Origin of the sequence: Streptomyces sp. SID10853 (assembly GCF_010548145.1) — a bacterium.
Lineage (GTDB): Bacteria > Actinomycetota > Actinomycetes > Streptomycetales > Streptomycetaceae > Streptomyces.
In genome coordinates this window covers 19233-35583 of the sequence record NZ_JAAGLN010000012.1, presented here as the reverse complement: position 1 = coordinate 35583, position 16351 = coordinate 19233, and the positions used below count along the sequence as shown (strand labels likewise).

The 16351-nt window shown below is 70.1% G+C and carries 17 protein-coding genes; 7 read left to right on the top strand and 10 right to left on the bottom strand.

The window, feature by feature from the left end; all coding sequences use genetic code 11:
- The first annotated feature begins 28 nt into the window (after positions 1 to 28).
- On the top strand, positions 29 to 952 hold the full coding sequence (locus tag G3I19_RS04890; protein WP_164259835.1) for a TIGR03564 family F420-dependent LLM class oxidoreductase: 924 nt from the start codon (positions 29 to 31) through the stop codon (positions 950 to 952).
- A gap of 92 nt (positions 953 to 1044) precedes the next feature.
- Here the strand turns inward: G3I19_RS04890 and G3I19_RS04885 are convergent, their stop codons facing one another.
- Together G3I19_RS04885 and G3I19_RS04880 are read right to left on the bottom strand one after the other, a co-directional pair.
- Positions 1045 to 1344: a hypothetical protein gene (locus tag G3I19_RS04885; RefSeq protein WP_239073970.1), complete on the bottom strand. Its 300-nt coding sequence runs from the start codon at positions 1342 to 1344 to the stop codon at positions 1045 to 1047.
- 26 nt (positions 1345 to 1370) lie between these two features.
- Positions 1371 to 2234 (bottom strand): isocitrate lyase/PEP mutase family protein, encoded by an 864-nt coding sequence (locus G3I19_RS04880; RefSeq protein ID WP_164259833.1) that lies wholly within the window; start codon positions 2232 to 2234, stop codon positions 1371 to 1373.
- 338 nt (positions 2235 to 2572) lie between these two features.
- On the opposite strand from G3I19_RS04880, the gene G3I19_RS04875 reads away from it, so the two are divergent.
- Complete coding sequence (locus G3I19_RS04875) at positions 2573 to 3163, top strand: Type-2Aa cytolytic delta-endotoxin (protein WP_164259832.1); 591 nt, start codon at positions 2573 to 2575, stop codon at positions 3161 to 3163.
- 255 nt (positions 3164 to 3418) lie between these two features.
- Positions 3419 to 4987, top strand: a complete 1569-nt coding sequence (locus tag G3I19_RS04870) for a glycosyltransferase family 39 protein (RefSeq protein WP_164259830.1) — start codon at positions 3419 to 3421, stop codon at positions 4985 to 4987.
- A gap of 52 nt (positions 4988 to 5039) precedes the next feature.
- Here the strand turns inward: G3I19_RS04870 and G3I19_RS04865 are convergent, their stop codons facing one another.
- Together G3I19_RS04865 and G3I19_RS04860 are read right to left on the bottom strand one after the other, a co-directional pair.
- A complete protein-coding gene (locus G3I19_RS04865) occupies positions 5040 to 5855 on the bottom strand; it encodes a class I SAM-dependent methyltransferase (RefSeq protein WP_164259828.1) in 816 nt (271 codons plus the stop codon).
- Between the two features lie 183 nt (positions 5856 to 6038).
- Positions 6039 to 6482 carry a MarR family transcriptional regulator gene (locus G3I19_RS04860; RefSeq protein WP_164259826.1) on the bottom strand — a complete coding sequence of 148 codons (444 nt, stop codon included), beginning with the start codon at positions 6480 to 6482 and terminating at the stop codon, positions 6039 to 6041.
- A gap of 313 nt (positions 6483 to 6795) precedes the next feature.
- On the opposite strand from G3I19_RS04860, the gene G3I19_RS04855 reads away from it, so the two are divergent.
- Together G3I19_RS04855 and G3I19_RS04850 are read left to right on the top strand one after the other, a co-directional pair.
- Positions 6796 to 7665: an NAD(P)H-binding protein gene (locus G3I19_RS04855; protein ID WP_164259824.1), complete on the top strand. Its 870-nt coding sequence runs from the start codon at positions 6796 to 6798 to the stop codon at positions 7663 to 7665.
- A gap of 129 nt (positions 7666 to 7794) precedes the next feature.
- A complete protein-coding gene (locus G3I19_RS04850) occupies positions 7795 to 8493 on the top strand; it encodes a hemerythrin domain-containing protein (protein WP_203599186.1) in 699 nt (232 codons plus the stop codon).
- A 252-nt stretch (positions 8494 to 8745) separates the two neighbouring features.
- On the opposite strand, the gene G3I19_RS04845 is transcribed toward G3I19_RS04850, so the two are convergent.
- From G3I19_RS04845 to G3I19_RS04830, 4 genes are all read right to left on the bottom strand, one after another.
- A complete protein-coding gene (locus G3I19_RS04845) occupies positions 8746 to 9714 on the bottom strand; it encodes an amino acid ABC transporter permease (protein WP_164259823.1) in 969 nt (322 codons plus the stop codon).
- A gap of 23 nt (positions 9715 to 9737) precedes the next feature.
- Positions 9738 to 10382 (bottom strand): amino acid ABC transporter permease, encoded by a 645-nt coding sequence (locus tag G3I19_RS04840; RefSeq protein ID WP_164259821.1) that lies wholly within the window; start codon positions 10380 to 10382, stop codon positions 9738 to 9740.
- A gap of 11 nt (positions 10383 to 10393) precedes the next feature.
- Positions 10394 to 11338, bottom strand: a complete 945-nt coding sequence (locus G3I19_RS04835; protein WP_164259819.1) for a transporter substrate-binding domain-containing protein — start codon at positions 11336 to 11338, stop codon at positions 10394 to 10396.
- A gap of 171 nt (positions 11339 to 11509) precedes the next feature.
- Positions 11510 to 12445: a MurR/RpiR family transcriptional regulator gene (locus G3I19_RS04830; RefSeq protein ID WP_164259818.1), complete on the bottom strand. Its 936-nt coding sequence runs from the start codon at positions 12443 to 12445 to the stop codon at positions 11510 to 11512.
- Positions 12446 to 12566: 121 nt separating this feature from the next.
- Here G3I19_RS04830 and G3I19_RS04825 point away from each other — a divergent pair, with 121 nt between their 5' ends.
- Positions 12567 to 13763, top strand: coding sequence for a C45 family peptidase (locus tag G3I19_RS04825; RefSeq protein WP_164259816.1), 1197 nt, complete (start codon positions 12567 to 12569; stop codon positions 13761 to 13763).
- A 1-nt stretch (position 13764) separates the two neighbouring features.
- Positions 13765 to 14583, top strand: a complete 819-nt coding sequence (locus G3I19_RS04820; protein ID WP_164259813.1) for an amino acid ABC transporter ATP-binding protein — start codon at positions 13765 to 13767, stop codon at positions 14581 to 14583.
- A gap of 90 nt (positions 14584 to 14673) precedes the next feature.
- Here G3I19_RS04820 and G3I19_RS04815 read toward each other — a convergent pair whose 3' ends face one another.
- Positions 14674 to 15102, bottom strand: coding sequence for a subtilase-type protease inhibitor (locus tag G3I19_RS04815; RefSeq protein WP_164259811.1), 429 nt, complete (start codon positions 15100 to 15102; stop codon positions 14674 to 14676).
- Positions 15103 to 15402: 300 nt separating this feature from the next.
- Positions 15403 to 16344 carry a class A beta-lactamase gene (bla, locus tag G3I19_RS04810; protein WP_164259809.1) on the bottom strand — a complete coding sequence of 314 codons (942 nt, stop codon included), beginning with the start codon at positions 16342 to 16344 and terminating at the stop codon, positions 15403 to 15405.
- Between the last annotated feature and the right edge of the window lie 7 nt (positions 16345 to 16351).

The window sequence follows — 16351 nt, the reverse complement described above, 5'->3', positions numbered from 1 at the left end:
GGGCAGCCTGCCGACCGTTGGGAGCGACATGACTGTGGGAGTAGCACTCAACGCGGCCGACGCCGGCAACCAGATCGACGCCACTGTCCAGCTCGCAGGAGAAGCCGCCGCCGCCGGGCTGCGGTCGGCCTGGTTCGGACAGACCTTCGGCGCCGACTCGCCCCAACTCGCGGCGATCGTCGGGCGTGAGGTACCCGGCCTGAACGTGGGTACGTCCGCCATCCCCGTCTTCGGACGGCACCCGCTCCTTGTCTCCAGCCAGGCCCAGACCGCCCAGGCGGCCACGCACGGCCGCTACCACCTCGGCCTCGCGATCGGTACCAAGCTCCTCACCGAGGGAGGCTTCGGGATCCCCTTCACCCGGCCCATCGCCCGGCTGCGTGAGTTCCTGGTGGCCCTGCGGCAGTTGACCGAGACCGGCACCGCGGACTTCCACGGCGATCTCCTCACGGCGACCACACCGGTCTCCGCACGCGTAGCGGGCGCCGAGGGCGGGGTGCCGCTGCTCGTGGCCGCCATGGGGCCGCAGGCGCTGCGGGCCAGCGGTGAGCTGGCGGACGGGATCCTGCCCTTTCTGGCCGGGCCCAGGGCTCTGGCGGAACACATCGTCCCGGCCGTCACGGCGGCGGCGGAGGCCGCCGGCCGGCCGGCGCCACGGATCGTGGCGCTCGTGCCCGGCGTGGTGACCGGCGACGCGGACGCCGTACGGCAGAAGGCAGCCGAACAGCTCGCGTTCTACGAGCAGATCCCCTCCTACGCGCGTGTCATCGAGCTGTCCGGCGGCAGGCGGGCCGCCGATGTGGCCGTGATCGGCGACGAGGAAACGGTCGCCGCCGAGGTGCGGCGCTACCGCGACGCCGGGGCGACGGAGGTGGTGTTCTCGGGCACGGAGATCGCGGGGGACGCGGACCGGCGCCGCACCTGGGCGCTCCTGGGCGAGCTGGCCCGGTGAACACCGCCGCCCCGCCCGCCCGGGAGACGGACTCCTGGGCGGGCGGGGCGGGGCGAAGGCGAGGACGAGGTGTCCCGGCCACGGGTGTTCCCTCAGTCACCCCCTTCGTGGTCGCTGCCCGCGTCGCCTGCGCCGGTCTGGGCGTTGGCCGTACGGTCGACCTCCAGCCAGGAGTCGGCCTGCGAGTTGTCCACTTCGAGCGCCACGATGCGGGTGGGCAGGGCCACGGAGGACACGAGCAGTGGCCCCTGCGCCGCGGCAGCCGAGGCCCCCTGGCCGCAGACGGCACTGATGGCCAGCCCGGCGGCCACCGTGAGGACGCCCCGGACGCGCGTCGCACGAGGTGACCCGGTGCAGGCGGGAAGGGCAGGTGGTTCGAGAGGGTGATTCATGGCGTGACGCTCCTCTCGGCCACTCGTCAGACCGGCAGGGGTGACGGTGCGTCGTGGTGGCGGCTGATGTTGCGCTCGAGGAGCTGTGTCGACTCCGGTACGCCGATGCTGCGCGGGCCGCCCACCTCGGGCAGCCGCCCCTCCGTTGCCCGCAGACCGCGCATGGCGGCGTCGATGGCCTCGTGCGCCGCGAAGAGGCAAGGGGTGGAGTAGATCGCGACGTCCACATCCAGCGCGTCCAGCTCCGGGAGCGAGAGCCGCGGTGACTTGCCGCCGGCGATCTGGTTGAAGAGCAGCGGTTTGTCCCCGATGACATCCCGGATGCGGCGGATCCACTCCACACTGCGTACGCCGTCGACCAGCACCACATCCGCCTCGGTCTTGGCCAGCGCGGCGGCGCGGTAGAGGATGTCGTCCTCCTCGACCGCGTCGGTGCGGGCCACCACGACCATCTCGCCCCGGCACTCCAGCACCATGTTGAGCTTGTCCAGGTACTCGTCGAACGGCAGGACCTGCTTGCCGTCGGCGTGCCCGCAGCGGCGGGGGCGTTTCTGGTCCTCCAGGATCACGCCGGACGCGCCGGCCCGGTCGAGGCGCTGTACGACGTGGCACGCGACCTCCGGGTCGACATACCCGTCGTCGATGTCGACGAGGAGGTGCCGGCCGGGGAAGGCGAGGCGCAGCCGCTCCACGAAAGCGACCATGTCCGGCCAGGCGATGTAGCCGATGTCGGGGAGTCCGTAGTGAGAAGCGGCGAAACCGAATCCGGAGACGAAGAATCCGTCGTAGTGCTGGGCGGCGACGGAGGCCGAATACATGTCGTAGATACCGATGAGTGGTGTGGTGCCGGGCGCGGCGATTTGCTCGCGCAGCGCTGGTCCATAACGCATTGAACCTCCAGGGTTCCGATGCCCGAAGAGCGGGATCGCCCTTCGCTTGACCCGGAATTTACAGATATTTGAAGTTCTGCTCGGCGGCTTCGGATCCCGGTCACCCGGCGGAAAGAGGTATTGGCGGCCCTTTGCGGATCTGGGCAGAATCGTTTCGACGTGAGAGCTGTTCGGATGACGTGGAAAGGTTTTCGGCCCGGAGAGTCTGGGCGTGTCGGCCCGGCGGTACGGCCGGCCGGGCATCGGACCGCCGTCCGTAGACCGGGACGCCGTCGCACGGTGGGAAGCCGGCTCGGCATACTGCCTCCGCTGGATCACCACGACACACAGGAGGAGTTATGGCCGGCAATTTCAGAACCGTCATCGATGTGGGCTCGGACCACCTCGATCAGGCCCGGGCCGTCGACCGGGTATTCCAGGAGGCGATCGCCCCGGCGACCGTCAACTTCGACTTCGACAACATCCGGGCGGCCGCGGCCGCGATACCGGACGGTGCGGTCGTCAAGATGGTCCGCGGCTGGGGACTTCAGGAACACGCCCCGATGGGGGTCGTCGTGGTCTCCCTGAAGGAGGCTGTGCGGCAGGCTCTCCCGGAGGGGCTCGCCGGGGCCTCCTTCTGGGACACGATCGACAAGGAACTGGTGCACGCCTTCACCGGTCTCGCCGCGCAGGAGGGCGAGCCGGGCCTCTCGTACTACGAGGAAGGCGCGGAACGCACCAGCTTCTACCGTGACCTGTTCTTCGCCCTCCAGGACGAGGAGACCGGGACGGGGATGTACGCCATCGCCTTCTGCGTGGATGCGACCATCGGCCTGGACAAGACCCGGGTCGGCGCCCTGGGGATCTCGGACATCGCCCCGTTCGCGATCCGGCTCAACGCGATTGTGGTGCGCCAGGATCTGCAGCCGGCCGCCCCGCTGACTGCCTGACGGGCGGTGACCCCGTCCGGCCCGCCGTCCCGGGCCGGTTGGCCGCCGCGCTCCGCACGGAGAATTCCTCACGTTTGCCGAAGTGAAGGAAACAGAATCTGCGCCGACGGCCAAGTCCCTTGAGACGTACGGGAGATGGCAGCAGCCGTCACCTTGCCCAACTGAGCGGCCGCCAGGTACACAGAGGGCGGACAGAGCACTGTATTCGTGCTTCGGGGCGCACGGAACAGGGTGAGGGGCAGGGGGGATCGGACCATGGTGAACACGTCGGAAGTATCGGCCGATGACGAGGGCGTTCGGCCGGATACGGGCCTACGCGAGGCGGAACCGGCCCCCCTTGCGGCCGCCTTCGACCGGCGGGTGCTCATCGTCGCGGCTCTTGTGTTCTGTGTGCTGATGGCGCTCTCGACGCGCTACGGCTTCCACCGCGACGAGTTGTACTTCCTCGACAGCGCCCGGCATCTCCAGGCCGGCTACGTCGACCAGCCTGTCCTGGCACCGCTGCTGGCCCGGCTCTCGCTGTCGCTCTTCGGCGTCTCGGTGGCGGGACTGCGGCTGTGGGCCGCGCTGGCGGCGGCCTGCACAGTGATCGTCGGCGGGCTGACCGCACGCGAGTTCGGCGCCACGCGCCGCGCACAGTTGCTCGCGGCCATCGCGACCGCCACCATGCCGGTCCTCCTGAGCAGCGGTCATGTCGCCAACACGACCTCGTACGAGATCCTGGCCTGGGCCTCGATCGCGCTGGTCATCGTGCGGATCGGCCGCACGGGCGACACCCGGTGGTGGCCGGCGGTGGGCCTACTCGTCGGCGTGGGCGCGGAGTTCAACCATCTCGCGGGTATTTTCGCGGTCGCCCTGCTGGTCGCGGTGCTGGCCGGCCCCGCACGCCGTACGGTGGCCAACCGCTGGTTCGCCGCGGGAGCGCTGATCGCCGTACTGCTCGTCCTTCCCGACCTGTGGTGGCAGGCGCACCACGGCTGGGCGATGCTCGCGATGACCCGGGCCCTGAACGCGGAGAACGGCGGCGTCGGCAACATCGCCACCTGGATCGTGGGCCAACTGACCATGTCCTGCCTGGCGATGGCCCTGCTCTGGCTGGCGGGGCTGAGGTTCCTGTGGCGGTCCGGCAATCCGCTGTGGCGGTGCCTGGTGACGGCGTACGGTCTGCTGTTCGTCGTCTTCGCCGTCACCACCGGCGCCCAGACGTACTACCTGGGCGGGCTGTACGTATGTCTGCTGGCCGCCGGGGCGGTCGGCATCGACGCGTGGCTGCACGCCGAACGGCCCCGCAGGTTCCGCCTCCTGACGGCGACCGCCGTCATGACGGCGATGTCCGCCGTGGTCGTCCTGCCGGTGCTGCCCCCGTCGAACGCGGGCTGGACGTACGAGGTCAGCGCGACGTCGGGCGAGACCATCGGCTGGCCGCAGCTGGTGAGCACCGTGGGGGAGGTGTGGAAGTCCCTCCCGGCTCAACAGCGCGCCGACGCGGTCGTGTTCGCGGCGGACTACAGCGAGGCCGGGGCCATCAACGAACTGGGCCGGGGCAGCGGGCTGCCCACCGCCGTGGGCAGCCAGAACACCGACTGGTGGTGGGGCCCGGGCAATCCGCACGCCACGACCGTGGTGGCCGTGGCGCCGGGCCCTGAGTACGCGCCCGACTACGCCGGTCATCTCCGGCGGTTCTTCACTCATGTCCGGGTGGCCGCGTCGCTGTCGAACCCGTACGGCGTGCACAACATCGAATGGGGCGGACACGTCTATGTCTGCACCGGCCCGCGTAAGCCCTGGGGCACTATGTGGCCCGGTCTGCGGCACTACGAATGACGCCCCCCGGCCCCGCGCCCCGCGGTCGCCAGGCCGCCGGGGCGGTGGTCCGTCACACCGTTCGCGACACCCGCAACTCTGCCAGGTACCGCTTGGTGATCCGGCCTCCGTACCGTCCTTCGATCAGCCGCGCGATGCACCTCAGCAGCCCTTCCCGGGCCGCGGGCGACAGGGCCCGGTGGCTGGAGTAGGTCCGCAGCACGTCCAGGTACTCCGCCGCGGTGTAGGTCAGGTCCCACTGGTAACGCCGGACGGTGACCGGGCCGAACCGGCCGCTGCGCGCGACTTCGTCCGCGTAGTACGAGGTGTCGACGTCCCCCGCGGCAGGCAGCCGCAGCCCTGGAGGCGTGGCCGGGTCAAAACGCTCGTAGCAGTGCTGGGCTGCGGCGAAGAACTCCTCGCTGCCGCCGGCGACATGCTGTGTGCCGACCACGGCGAGGGCGCCGCCGGGGCGCAGCGCGTCGGCGGCTCTGACCATCCGTACGGCCGGGTCGATCCAGTGGAACGCCGTCGCCGAGACCACCGCGTCGAACGGTTCGTCCGGCGGCGACCAGCTCTCGAAGTCCGCCGTCACGACCTCTACCGCCTCGTACCCGGCCAGGTTGCGCCGGGCCACGACGGCCATGTCGGCGCCCAGTTCGACGGCCGTGATCCGGCACCCGCGCTCGGCGAGCGGCACGGTCGCCTTGCCGGTGCCCGCCCCGACCTCCAGCAGACGGCAGCCGGGCCCGGTGCCGGCCAGTGTGCCGAGGTCGTCGAACAACTGCGGCGGATAGCCCGGCCTGGCCCGGTCGTAGAGCGCGGCGTCCTCGTTGAAGGTCCGGCTCAGGCGGGCACGACGTGTCTCGTCAGGGGTGTCGTCGCGCATGGGCCCATGCTAGGGCGCCCCGACGCGCGACAGCGGAAATGATCAGAAGAATTGACTAGATGGTCAGCGGTACTGACTAGGTCAGGGTGCAGTCGAAGTCTGCTGGTGCGCGGTGGTGCGCGGTGGTGCGCGGTGGTCCGAGGCGGAGCGGAGTGGGTGGCGGAAGGCTCGGCGCGGCCGCGGTTATCGCGCGTAGGGGTCGGTGATCTCGCGGAGTTGATCCAGGATCTGCTGCAACAACGCGAAGTTGCGGGTGCCCAAGTAGGCTTTCCACTCCGCGAGGATCTCGTCGAGTGTCGCCGCGGCCACCTCGACCGCCCGCCGGCCGCGTTCCTCGATCACGATCAGGCGGGCGCGGCCGTCCGTGGGGTCGGGGACCCGGCGGACGTAGCCCAGGTGCTCCAGTTGATCGACCAGTACGCCGGCGCTCTGTTTGCTCATTTGTGCCTGGTCGGCGAGGTCCGTGAGGCGCGAGCCTTCCGGGGCGATGCGTTGGAAGACCCGGCACTGCGTGAGGGTCCAGTCGTCGAACCCGGCTTCCTGGATGGCCCGGAAAATCCGGTCCTCGGTGTACCGGTACGGGATGAACAACGACACCCCTAGATCAACCCGCTGCTCGTCATTCATGCCGCTCTCGGCCCCATCGCTCACCTGATCCCACGAGGTTCACACCCTACGTCAACGCTGCCGGGCCGGATCGTCGGCTGCCCGGTAGCGGCGGCGGCGCGCGCAGCGCTGTGCGCGCCCCGTTCCGCACCCGGCATCTGCCCCTCGGCGGCTTCGTGCCTGCTGCTGTTGTCATCAGTGCCGCAGTATGGGTACGGTAGTAAAGAAAGCTGACTAGTTCGACCTTCTGGGCGGCGGGTAGGCCACCGCGGGGAACCGAGGACCGCCACGCACGCCCGTCATGCACACCGCACCTCTGTCGAAGGGAAACACCATGTCCACTGTCATCACCGGAGCCTCAGGCCATCTCGGCCGGCTCGTCGTCGATCAACTCCTCGCTGCCGGGACGCCGCCGGAGCAGGTCGTGGCCACCGGCCGGGACACCGGCAAGCTCGCCGGCCTCGCACGGATCGGGGTCACGGTGCGGCGCGCGGACTTCGCCGACCCGGGCAGTCTCGACGAGGCTTTCGCGGGAGCCGACACGATGCTGCTGGTTTCCACGACGACGGTCGGCGAGCGGTTCGACCACGCCCGCAACGCCATCGACGCGGCGCGCCGGGCGGGTGTCTCCCGCATCGTGTACACCAGCATCCTCAACGCCTCGACCGCGCGAATGACGCTGGCTGACGAACATCGCCGTACCGAGGAGTATCTGCGGGCCGGCGGTTCGGGGTTCGTCATCCTGCGCAACGGGTGGTACCTGGAGAACTACACCGACCAGCTCCCGATGATCACGCAGTACCACGCACTGCTGGGCAGCGCGCACGACGGGCGGGTCAGTGCGGCCGCCCGGCGTGACCTGGCGGCCGCCGCGGCCGCGGTGCTGACACAGGACGGACACCTCGGAGCGACCTACGAACTCGGCGGAGCACCGTTCACGCTGGCCGAACTCGCCGCCACGTTCAGCGAGGTCCTGGGCACCCACATCGGCTACCGGGACATGCCGGTCGCCGACTACACCGCGACGTTGACGGGTGCCGGGCTGCCTCCGGAGATGGCCGCCGCGGTGGCTGATGCCGATGCCGGGCTGGCCCGCGGAGAGTTGTTCACCGACCGTGACGACCTGGTCAAGCTCATCGGCCGGCCGGCGACCACGGCGCACGAAGCCGTCCAGACCGCCGCTGCCGCTGTCAGCGCTTCCTGACACCGGCCTGACGCCCCCACGTAACAGGTGCCCGAAGCCCTCGTCCCTCAGCCCCTTGACATCCATACGGGAATCAAGGCGTCGAGGGCAGTGGGCAGCACCCCCGAAAGTCACCCCCGAGGAGTCATGATGGCGGCAGCGGAAACGCCTGCTGATGCAACCCGGTCCGGCAGGAAACACGTCGACACCGGCGCGAGTGTCGATACCCACGAGATGGTTCTGATCCACCGCGTCATCCGGCGCGAGTTCGGTCAGCTCCCCCGGCTCTTCCGCTCCGCGGCCCATGACCGTGCGCGCTCCAAGGTCATTGGCGCGCACGCCCGGGAGATGCTGGAATTCCTCCACACGCACCACACCGGCGAGGACGAACTGCTCTTTCCCCTGCTGCGCGAGCGAGCTGTGCTCGACCCGGAGCTGATGGACCGGATGGATGCGCAGCACGCGCAGGTCAACGACGCGGTCGGGGCCATCGGCGCGGAGCTGCCGACGTGGACGGCGAGCGCGGATGCGGCCGCGGGCGAGCGGATGGCCGCTCTCATCGAGGCCATGATGCCGACCCTGATCGATCACCTGGCTGAGGAGGAGCAGTATCTGCTCCCGATCGTCTCGGTCACGCTGACGCAAAGCGAATGGGACGCGCTCGGCAAGCACGGTATGAGCGCCATTCCGCTCACGCGGCGGCTGGTCGTCCTCGGCCACATCACCGAGGAAACCGATGAAGCGGAACGGCAGAGGTTCCTGCAGGTCGTGCCGGCCCCGGCTCGCTGGGCCTACCAGCTGTTCGGCCACCGCCAGTTCATCCGCGAAACCACCGCGATCCGAGGCTGACCGGCTCACGCCCCGGCACCACGGCCCGAGTGTGCGCTCGGGCTGTGGTGCCGATCCAGTCGCGGTCCAGGACGTCGGCGGGGAAGCCCTTGGCTCCGAAGGTGCGGGCGATGGCGAGGCCCGTTCCGGCGCCGACGACAGCGATGGTGGGCCTGCCCAGGAGACACCTGCGAAGTGATGGCCCCAGGGTCACGCGCTCATGCCTGCTGGAACCCTGTCCGTGCGATCCCTTACTCAGACTCAGACTCAGGCTCAGCGCAGAGCCGCCGTGCGCCGTGCGGTCACGGTGCTCCGGTCCGGTGCGGAGGTCCGGCCCGCCGTACGTGACTCCACCCACTCGGCGAGCCGGGAGAGCAGCCAGTTCATCACCACGAAGATGACCGCGACCTCGAAGTAGACCTGGAGGAAGTCGTTCTCCAGATAGGAGCCCAGCACATTGCCCTGATGCATCAGCTCGGGGTAGCTGACCACATAGCCCAGGGTGGTGTCCTTCAGAGCGCGTACGGCCTGTCCGATGATGGTCGGCAGCAGGGCCCGTACCGCCTGCGGCAGCACGATGAGCCGCATGACCTGGCCGTGCCGCAGGCCGATGGCGTAACCCGCCTCGCTCTGGCCGCGGGGGAGCGCGAGCACACCGGCCCGGAAGATCTCGGCGAAGTTGCCGATCGAGTGCAGCACGATGGGGATGACCAGCTGCCAGAACGGTGGCAGCCGCAGACCCAGCGCGGGCAGCGCGAGCAGGAAGAAATACACCACGAACAACAGGGGCAGCGAGCGGAGCAGTTCCACCACCGCACCCGACGGTACGGAGACCAGCCGTCGCCGGGAGAGCCGCAGCAGTCCCATGACGGCACCCACCGGCAGCCCGATGGCGATGGACACCACACCGGCCAGCACGGTGTTGCCCAGAGCGCTGAAGATGAACCGCTGGATCGAGACCTGGCTCAGCGGCTGCCACCGCTCCCAGTCCAGCTGTCCGTGGCGGGTCAGCTGGATGAGGACCACGGCCACGCACAGGGCCACCACCGCTGACGCCGCCGCCGACGCGATGCCGCGCCGCCTGCGGCCGCGCTCGCCCGGCGGCTCGAAGAGCACACCTGCGGCGCCTCCCAACGGGCGTGGCGCGGATATGAGTTGGCGGCGGCCAGTGGTGGTCTGCCGAGTGGTGGTCCGCGGAGTGGTTTCGGTGGGGCCGCCGAGCGGCTTGGTCCCGGTCGTCACTGGTGTGCTCTCTTCCGTCCTGTTCACCGGCGGACCCGCAGTCGGCGCTCCAGGCCCCCGGTGATCAGCCCGCCCGCCAGGGTGAGTGCCACATAGAGCACGGTCGCGGACGCGAACAGCGCGATCGGTTCCACGTACTGCACGTTCAGCTGCCGGATGACCCCGGACAGCTCGTTGACGCCTGCCACCGAACCCACCGCCGTGCCCAGCGCGGTGGCGATGAACATGTTGCCGAGGGGCTGGACCATCGCGCGCAGGGCCTGCGGCAGTACGACCAGACGCAGGCACTGGGCGGTGCTCAGCCCCACGGCCCGGGCGGCCTCGACCTGTCCGGCCGGCACCGTCTCCATGCCGGACCGCAGGATTTCGCAGATGTAGCTGGCGATGTAGACAGCGAGTCCCACGGTCACGGATGTCTCGAGCGGCAGGGTGAGCCCGAGCTGCGGGAGCACGAACACGGTCACCACCACGACCAGCAGCAGCGGCAGGTTGCGGACGATCTGGACGTAGCAGGACGCCACCGCGCGCAGCACGCGCAGCGGCGCCACCCGGCAGAGCCCGAGCGCGCCGCCGAGGATGAGGGCGGCGGCGAAACTGACGAGGGTGAGCAGGACGGTGCATCCGAACCCGGCCAGGATTTCACCGAAGTGGTCGGCGACGACGTTCACGGCCCGTCCTCTCAGGAGTCCGCGGATGCCTTGGCGGAAGCGGCTGCGCCCGCGTTCCCCGGGGTGGGCGGCTGGGGCGCCGGGGCCTTGGTCAGGGGAGTGACGTTGTCCGTCCAGGACTGCTTCCACAGCCCCTGCTTCTCGACGGTGCGCAGGAATCCGTCGACGATCGCGGTGAACTTCGGGTCGTTCTTCGGCAGTCCGATGCCGTAGGCGGCCGCGCCGAAGGTGAAGGGCGCCACCGACAGGGTGGTGTCCTTCTTGGCCCGGGCCACGATGACGGCCTGATTGTTGACGAAGGCGTCCCCGCGGCCGTCGCGCAGCGCCTGGAGACACTGGCTGATGGTCTGGAAGACCACTGGCGTGGCATGCGGGGCGACCTTCTTCAGCGACTCCACCGACGGACCCGCCGTGGTGATCACCTTGCGTCCGTCGAGGTCGGACGCCTTGGCAATGGCCGACTGCCCCTTGCGGACGAGCACCGCCTGACCGAGGTTCATGTACGGGCCGCCGAAGGAGACCTTGCGCAGCCGCTCGGGTGTGATCTTGTAGGTGGAGAGGACGGCGTCCGCTGTCCCGTTCTGGAGCAGCGCCTCCCGGGTGTCCGCGTTGATCGCGACGTGCTTGACCTCCGGTTTGCCCAGCAGGTACTTGGCCAGCATCGCCGTCAGATCCGCCTCGAAGCCCTCGTACTTGCCGGTGACCGGGTTCTTCTCCGAGAAGCCCGGGTCGGTGTCGGAGGTGGCGGCTGTCAGCCGTCCGTTCTGCCGGATGCGCTCCAGGGTGGGGGTGCTGGGCAGGTCCTTGCCCACCGGGGCGCGTGAGAGCAGTGCGGTGGCCGGGTCCTTGCCGCCGGCGGACTTGGCCGCAGGCAGGGCCGAACCTGAGCCGCAGGCGGTGAGGGCTGCGGCGCAGGCGGCGGCGGCCACGAGCGCAGCGGTTCTCCGGAGAGTCATGACCGGGTTCCTTTCACGGCCGCGGACGGCGGGCCTGGTCACTGGAGAGTGGAGGCGGAGTCCGGGCAGGGAGGCAGACAGAGACTGTGTCGCAGAAACTACGAGAGGGTGAACCTCTGTAGTGCGCTCACCATAGCCGTGCTCCACGGCGTGTCAAGGGGCGGACGTACGTCAGCCCGCGCTGTCGCCCGCGCCCTGCCTCCGCTGCCGGCGCCTGGGCACATAGACCGCGGGGTCACGGCCGGTCAGGGCTTCCCGCAGGCGGTTCAGGGTCTCGCCGGCCTCGGACGCGCGGGCGGCGTCGCGCTCCTGTACGGCCAGGAGCAGCGCGTCGTTGAGTGTGATGGCCGCCAGCTCCTCGCTCGCCAGGCCGCCGCTGGAGTAGAGCGCCGTCAGGGCGACGTCGACCCGGTCGCCGAGTACGGGGCCGAGCGAGTCGGTGACCAGGATGCTCGCCGCCCCCGTCCGTGCAGCGTGGTCCAGGACCACCTCGACGTCGGTCAGCAGGCGCCCGGGCGCGTACACGACCACGACGTCGTCGGCGGTCAGCGGCAGGAGGGCGTCGGCCAGTTGGAAGCCGGTCGCCGCGGCCACCTGGGTACGGAACCCCAGGCGCCCCAGGCGGAGCGCGAGATGGCGGGCCGACAGCTCCGACGCCCCGACCCCGAAGGCCGTCACCCCGCGCGCGCCGGCCAGCAGGTCCACCGCGCGCCCGAACGACGTGGTGTCCAGCAGGCGGCGGGTCTGCTGCAGCCGGTCCACCGCCTCGTCGAAGATCTGGTCCAGAGCCGCGTCGCTGTCACCCGATGTGGTCCGGCGCCGCACGGTCGAGGGGCGGCTGCTGTCGACGAAGCGCTGCCCCAGCTCCCGCTTGAGCTCGGGCAGGCCGCTGTAGCCGAGCGCCTTGGCCGTACGCACCACCGTGGCGTCGCTGGTCCCTGCGGCCTGGCCGAGCTGCTCGGCGGTGGCGAACGGCACGTCCTGTACGTGGTTGCGCAGATACTCCGCCACCTGCCGTTCCGCCGGGGAGAGGTGGGCCAGCCGCTCGGCCACGCGGGTGTGGAATCCGGGCTGCGCCGCGCCGGAGCCGCTTTCGGTAGTTGTCATGACGGGTATTGACTCCTCTGTAGTGTCCACTACTACTATCGGGTGCCCGTAGCTACGAGGGCCCGAGCGACTCGTAGCGGATGCTACATACGCCGAGCGCGCCATTCCGGAGAGAAGCCCCATGCAGACACCCCTCATCCCCTTGATCGAGATTTCCGGGCCGCCCCGGGAGCGCGGTCGCCAGTACGGCGAGGCGGCCCGCCCGCAGATCGAGACAGCTCTCTCCTTCTACCGGGAGTCCTTCGCGCGCCGCCCCGGGCTGGAATGGCACGAGGTCACCCAGCGCGCCAGACTCTGGCTGCCCTGTGTCGAGGACTTCGCACCCGACCTCCTGGAGGAGCTCCGCGGTGTCGCCGAAGGCGCGGGCACCGGACTCCTGGACCTCATGGCGCTCAACGCCCGGGGGGAGATCGCCTACGACCGGACCTTCGCCCGGATGGGCGCCGAAGGCGGCCGGCCCGCGGCGGGCCAGGACGGTGCTGACGCCGCTGCATCCGATGCCGCTGAGCCCGACGCCGACGGCTGCTCGTCCTTCGCCCTGCTGCCGCCCGCCGCGGGGGACGGGCACGTCTGGTGCGGACAGAACTGGGACTGGCGAACCGGCGCCGGTGCGACACTCGTCGCCCTCCGAGTCGTCCAGCCGCCGCTGCCGACCGTGGTGATGGTCGTCGAAGCGGGCCAGATCGGCAGGCACGGAGCCAACTCCGCGGGCATCGCCCTCAACGCCAACGGGCTCGGCGGACGCTTCGGGGACGAGATCGGCGTACCGCAGCCGTTCATCCGGCGGCGAATCCTGGACCGGGCCGGATACAAGGACGCCCTCCAGGTCCCCTTCACGGCCCGCCAGCAGATCCCCACCAACCTGCTCCTCACCCACCGCGACGGCGTCGCCATCGACCTGGAGACCACCCCGGCCCGCCACCAGTGGCTGTATCCGGAGGACGGCCTCCTGGTGCACGGCAACCACTACCAGGCGGCCGTCCCGCCCCAACTCGCCTCCACCTACCGCCCGTTCTCGGTCGACTCGCTCTACCGCGTCCCGATCATCGAATCGGCGCTGCGCGGTGCCCGTGAACGTACCGCTTCGGCGGACGTCCGTACGGTGATCGAGCGGAGCCTCACCGACCACTTCGGTCTGCCGCACTCGGTCTGCAACCACCCGGAGCCCGGGACGGATCCGCTGCTGCGCACCAGCACCATCGCCTCCAACATCGTCGACCTGACGACCGGCGAGTACCACGTGGCCGCGGGACTGCCCTGCGAGGCGCCCTATGCGCCCCTGCCGTGGAACATCTACGACGGACCCGGGGGACAGTGACATGGCGTCCTCCTCTCCCTCCGGCGTGGCGTCCCCCTCTCCCTCCCCGGCGGACGCGGCCGGGCCGCCCGCGCCGGACACGGCCGAACCGGTCATCCACCTGCGGGGTGTCGGCAAGTCGTTCGGTGCGCACCAGGTTCTGTACGACATCGACCTGGACGTCCGGGGCGGTGAGACCGTCGTCCTGCTCGGCCCGTCCGGGTCCGGCAAAACCACCCTCTGCCGTTGCGTCAACCGCCTGGAGACCATCGACTCCGGCACCATCACGGTGAACGGCTCCCCGCTGCCTGAGGAGGGGAAGGAGCTGGCGCGGCTGCGGGCTGACGTAGGAATGGTCTTCCAGTCCTTCAACCTCTTCGCGCACCGCACGGTGCTGGACAATGTCACGCTCGGCCCGCTGAAGGTGCGCCGGATGCCGCGGTCCGCGGCCGAGGACCGGGCGCGCGCTCTGCTGGAGCGGGTCGGTCTGGCGGACAAGGCCGGTGCCCGGCCGGCGGAGCTGTCCGGCGGCCAGCAGCAACGGGTGGCCATCGCACGGGCGTTGGCCATGGAGCCCAAGGCGCTGCTCTTCGACGAGCCCACCTCGGCGCTGGACCCCGAGATGATCAACGAAGTGCTCGATGTGATGGTGGATCTCGCCGACGAGGGCATGACCATGCTGGTGGTCACCCATGAGATGGGCTTCGCCCGACGCGCCGCCGACCGGGTCGTGTTCATGGACGGCGGGCGCATCGTGGAGTCGGCGCCGCCGGAGCGGTTCTTCGGCCATCCGGAGACCGGCCGTGCGGCCGAGTTCCTCTCCAAGGTCCTCCAGCACTGACGTGCCCGCAGCCTGTTGGTCCGGGGCGGGCTGTGCGACCCCGCTCGTTCACGGGGTCGCACAGCCGCGCGGCAGGTCGGGGGAGGCGGGTCAGAAGTTGAAGACCGCGCTGTCGGAGAGAGCCGCGTTCATCTGGCAGGCGTTGCCGTAGGTGGCCCGCCAGGCCACCCGCCGGCCTTGCCAGACGCCGTCGGCCGTCACGGTCACGGGTGCCCAGAGGAGTGAGCACCGCTCGTCCGTGGGGGCTCCGGAGAGAAGCGTCAAGTCCCCTCCGACCGCCTCCAGTTCGGTACACGCGGCCTGGCTCGCGGGGTGGGTGCCCCGAGGCTGGGGCGAACAGCTCAGGGTGACGGCGCGCGCGACCGTCGACGCCGCCTCATCGCCGCGGCCGATGGTGAGGACCAGGGCGGAGGGGGCGTAGATGCTCGCCGTCTGCGCGTGTGCCGTTCCCGCGATGCTCGTCACGCAGGCCGCCGCCGCGAGTGCCACCGCGCCGAGCGTCTTGAGGCTGTGCCGCATGTCGAATCTCCTGTCGGGAGGGGGTGGTTGATTGCGGACAGGAGTCTGACCGGTGCGGAGAGTTGCCGCACGTCGCTGATCGATTTTCGGACGCGGATGTCCGTTCAGGGCGCCGCGCGGGGAGATCCCGGCAGCTCATACGGGGGGAGGGGTGCGAGGGGCGCGTGTCCAACATGTGGACAAAGTGAATTGGTCTCATCGTAAACCGCCTTCTGATCTGCGGAGACAAAGATCTGGTTTCTTTTTCAAGCGCACGCTTTCGGCTCGAAACAGGTGCGATCGCCTGCCGTACCTCCGGTGTCAACGCAGTGCGGCGAGCGTGGCCTTGGTGGCGTCGGCGATCAACGCGTCGTCGGATGTGGCGTTCTGCCGGCCACGGTCCGAGAGGACGGCGAGCACGACAGGACTGCCGTGCGGTGGCCGGAGAACAGCGATGTCGTTGCGGGTTCCGTAGCCCCCGTTACCGGTCTTGTCGCCGACCTTCCAGCCGGCCGGGGCCCCGGCGCGGATGTAGGGGCCGCCGGTGGTGTTGTGGAGCAGCATGGTGTTCAGCTCGTCCCGCCGTTTCGCGGGCAGGAGGCCGCCCAGGGCGAACCCCCGCAGATCGGTGCCGAGGGCGCGCGGTGTGCTGGTGTCGCGTACGTCCCCCGGAACGGCGGTGTTGACGTCCGGTTCCGGACGGTCGACATGGGTGGTGGTGTCACCCAGGCCGCGCAGGGCCCGTTGGAGCGCCTTCGGCCCGCCGATCCGGTCGAGCAGCAGGTTGGCCGCGGTGTTGTCGCTGTACCGCAGGGCCGCGTTGATGAGGGCGCGCAGGGTCATTCCGGTGGACAGGTGCGGGCGGGTGACCGGCGAGTAGTCCTGGAGGTCGGCGGCACGGTAAGTGATCACATGGTCGAGGTCGGCGTCCGACGCGGTACGCAGCAGAACGGCGGCGGCCGGTGCCTTGTACGTGGAGGCGTACGCGAAACGCTCGTCGGCGCGGTATCCGATGGTCCGGCCGGACCCGGTGTCCAGCGCGTACACACCCAGCCGTGCGCCGTAGCGGTGTTCCAGCTTTTTGAGGGCGGGTGCCGCGGAGTGCGCCGATGACGCCGGAGCCGGCGCGGACGAGGCCGGGGTGTGGTGGGCCGGGGTGTGGTGGGCGGCGGTGGACGAGCGTCCACCGCAGGCGCCCAGTGCGGTCACGACGAGCAGGGCCGATGCGATGTGCCGGAGACGGCGGGCCGGAAAGTTGTTCATGGGACCA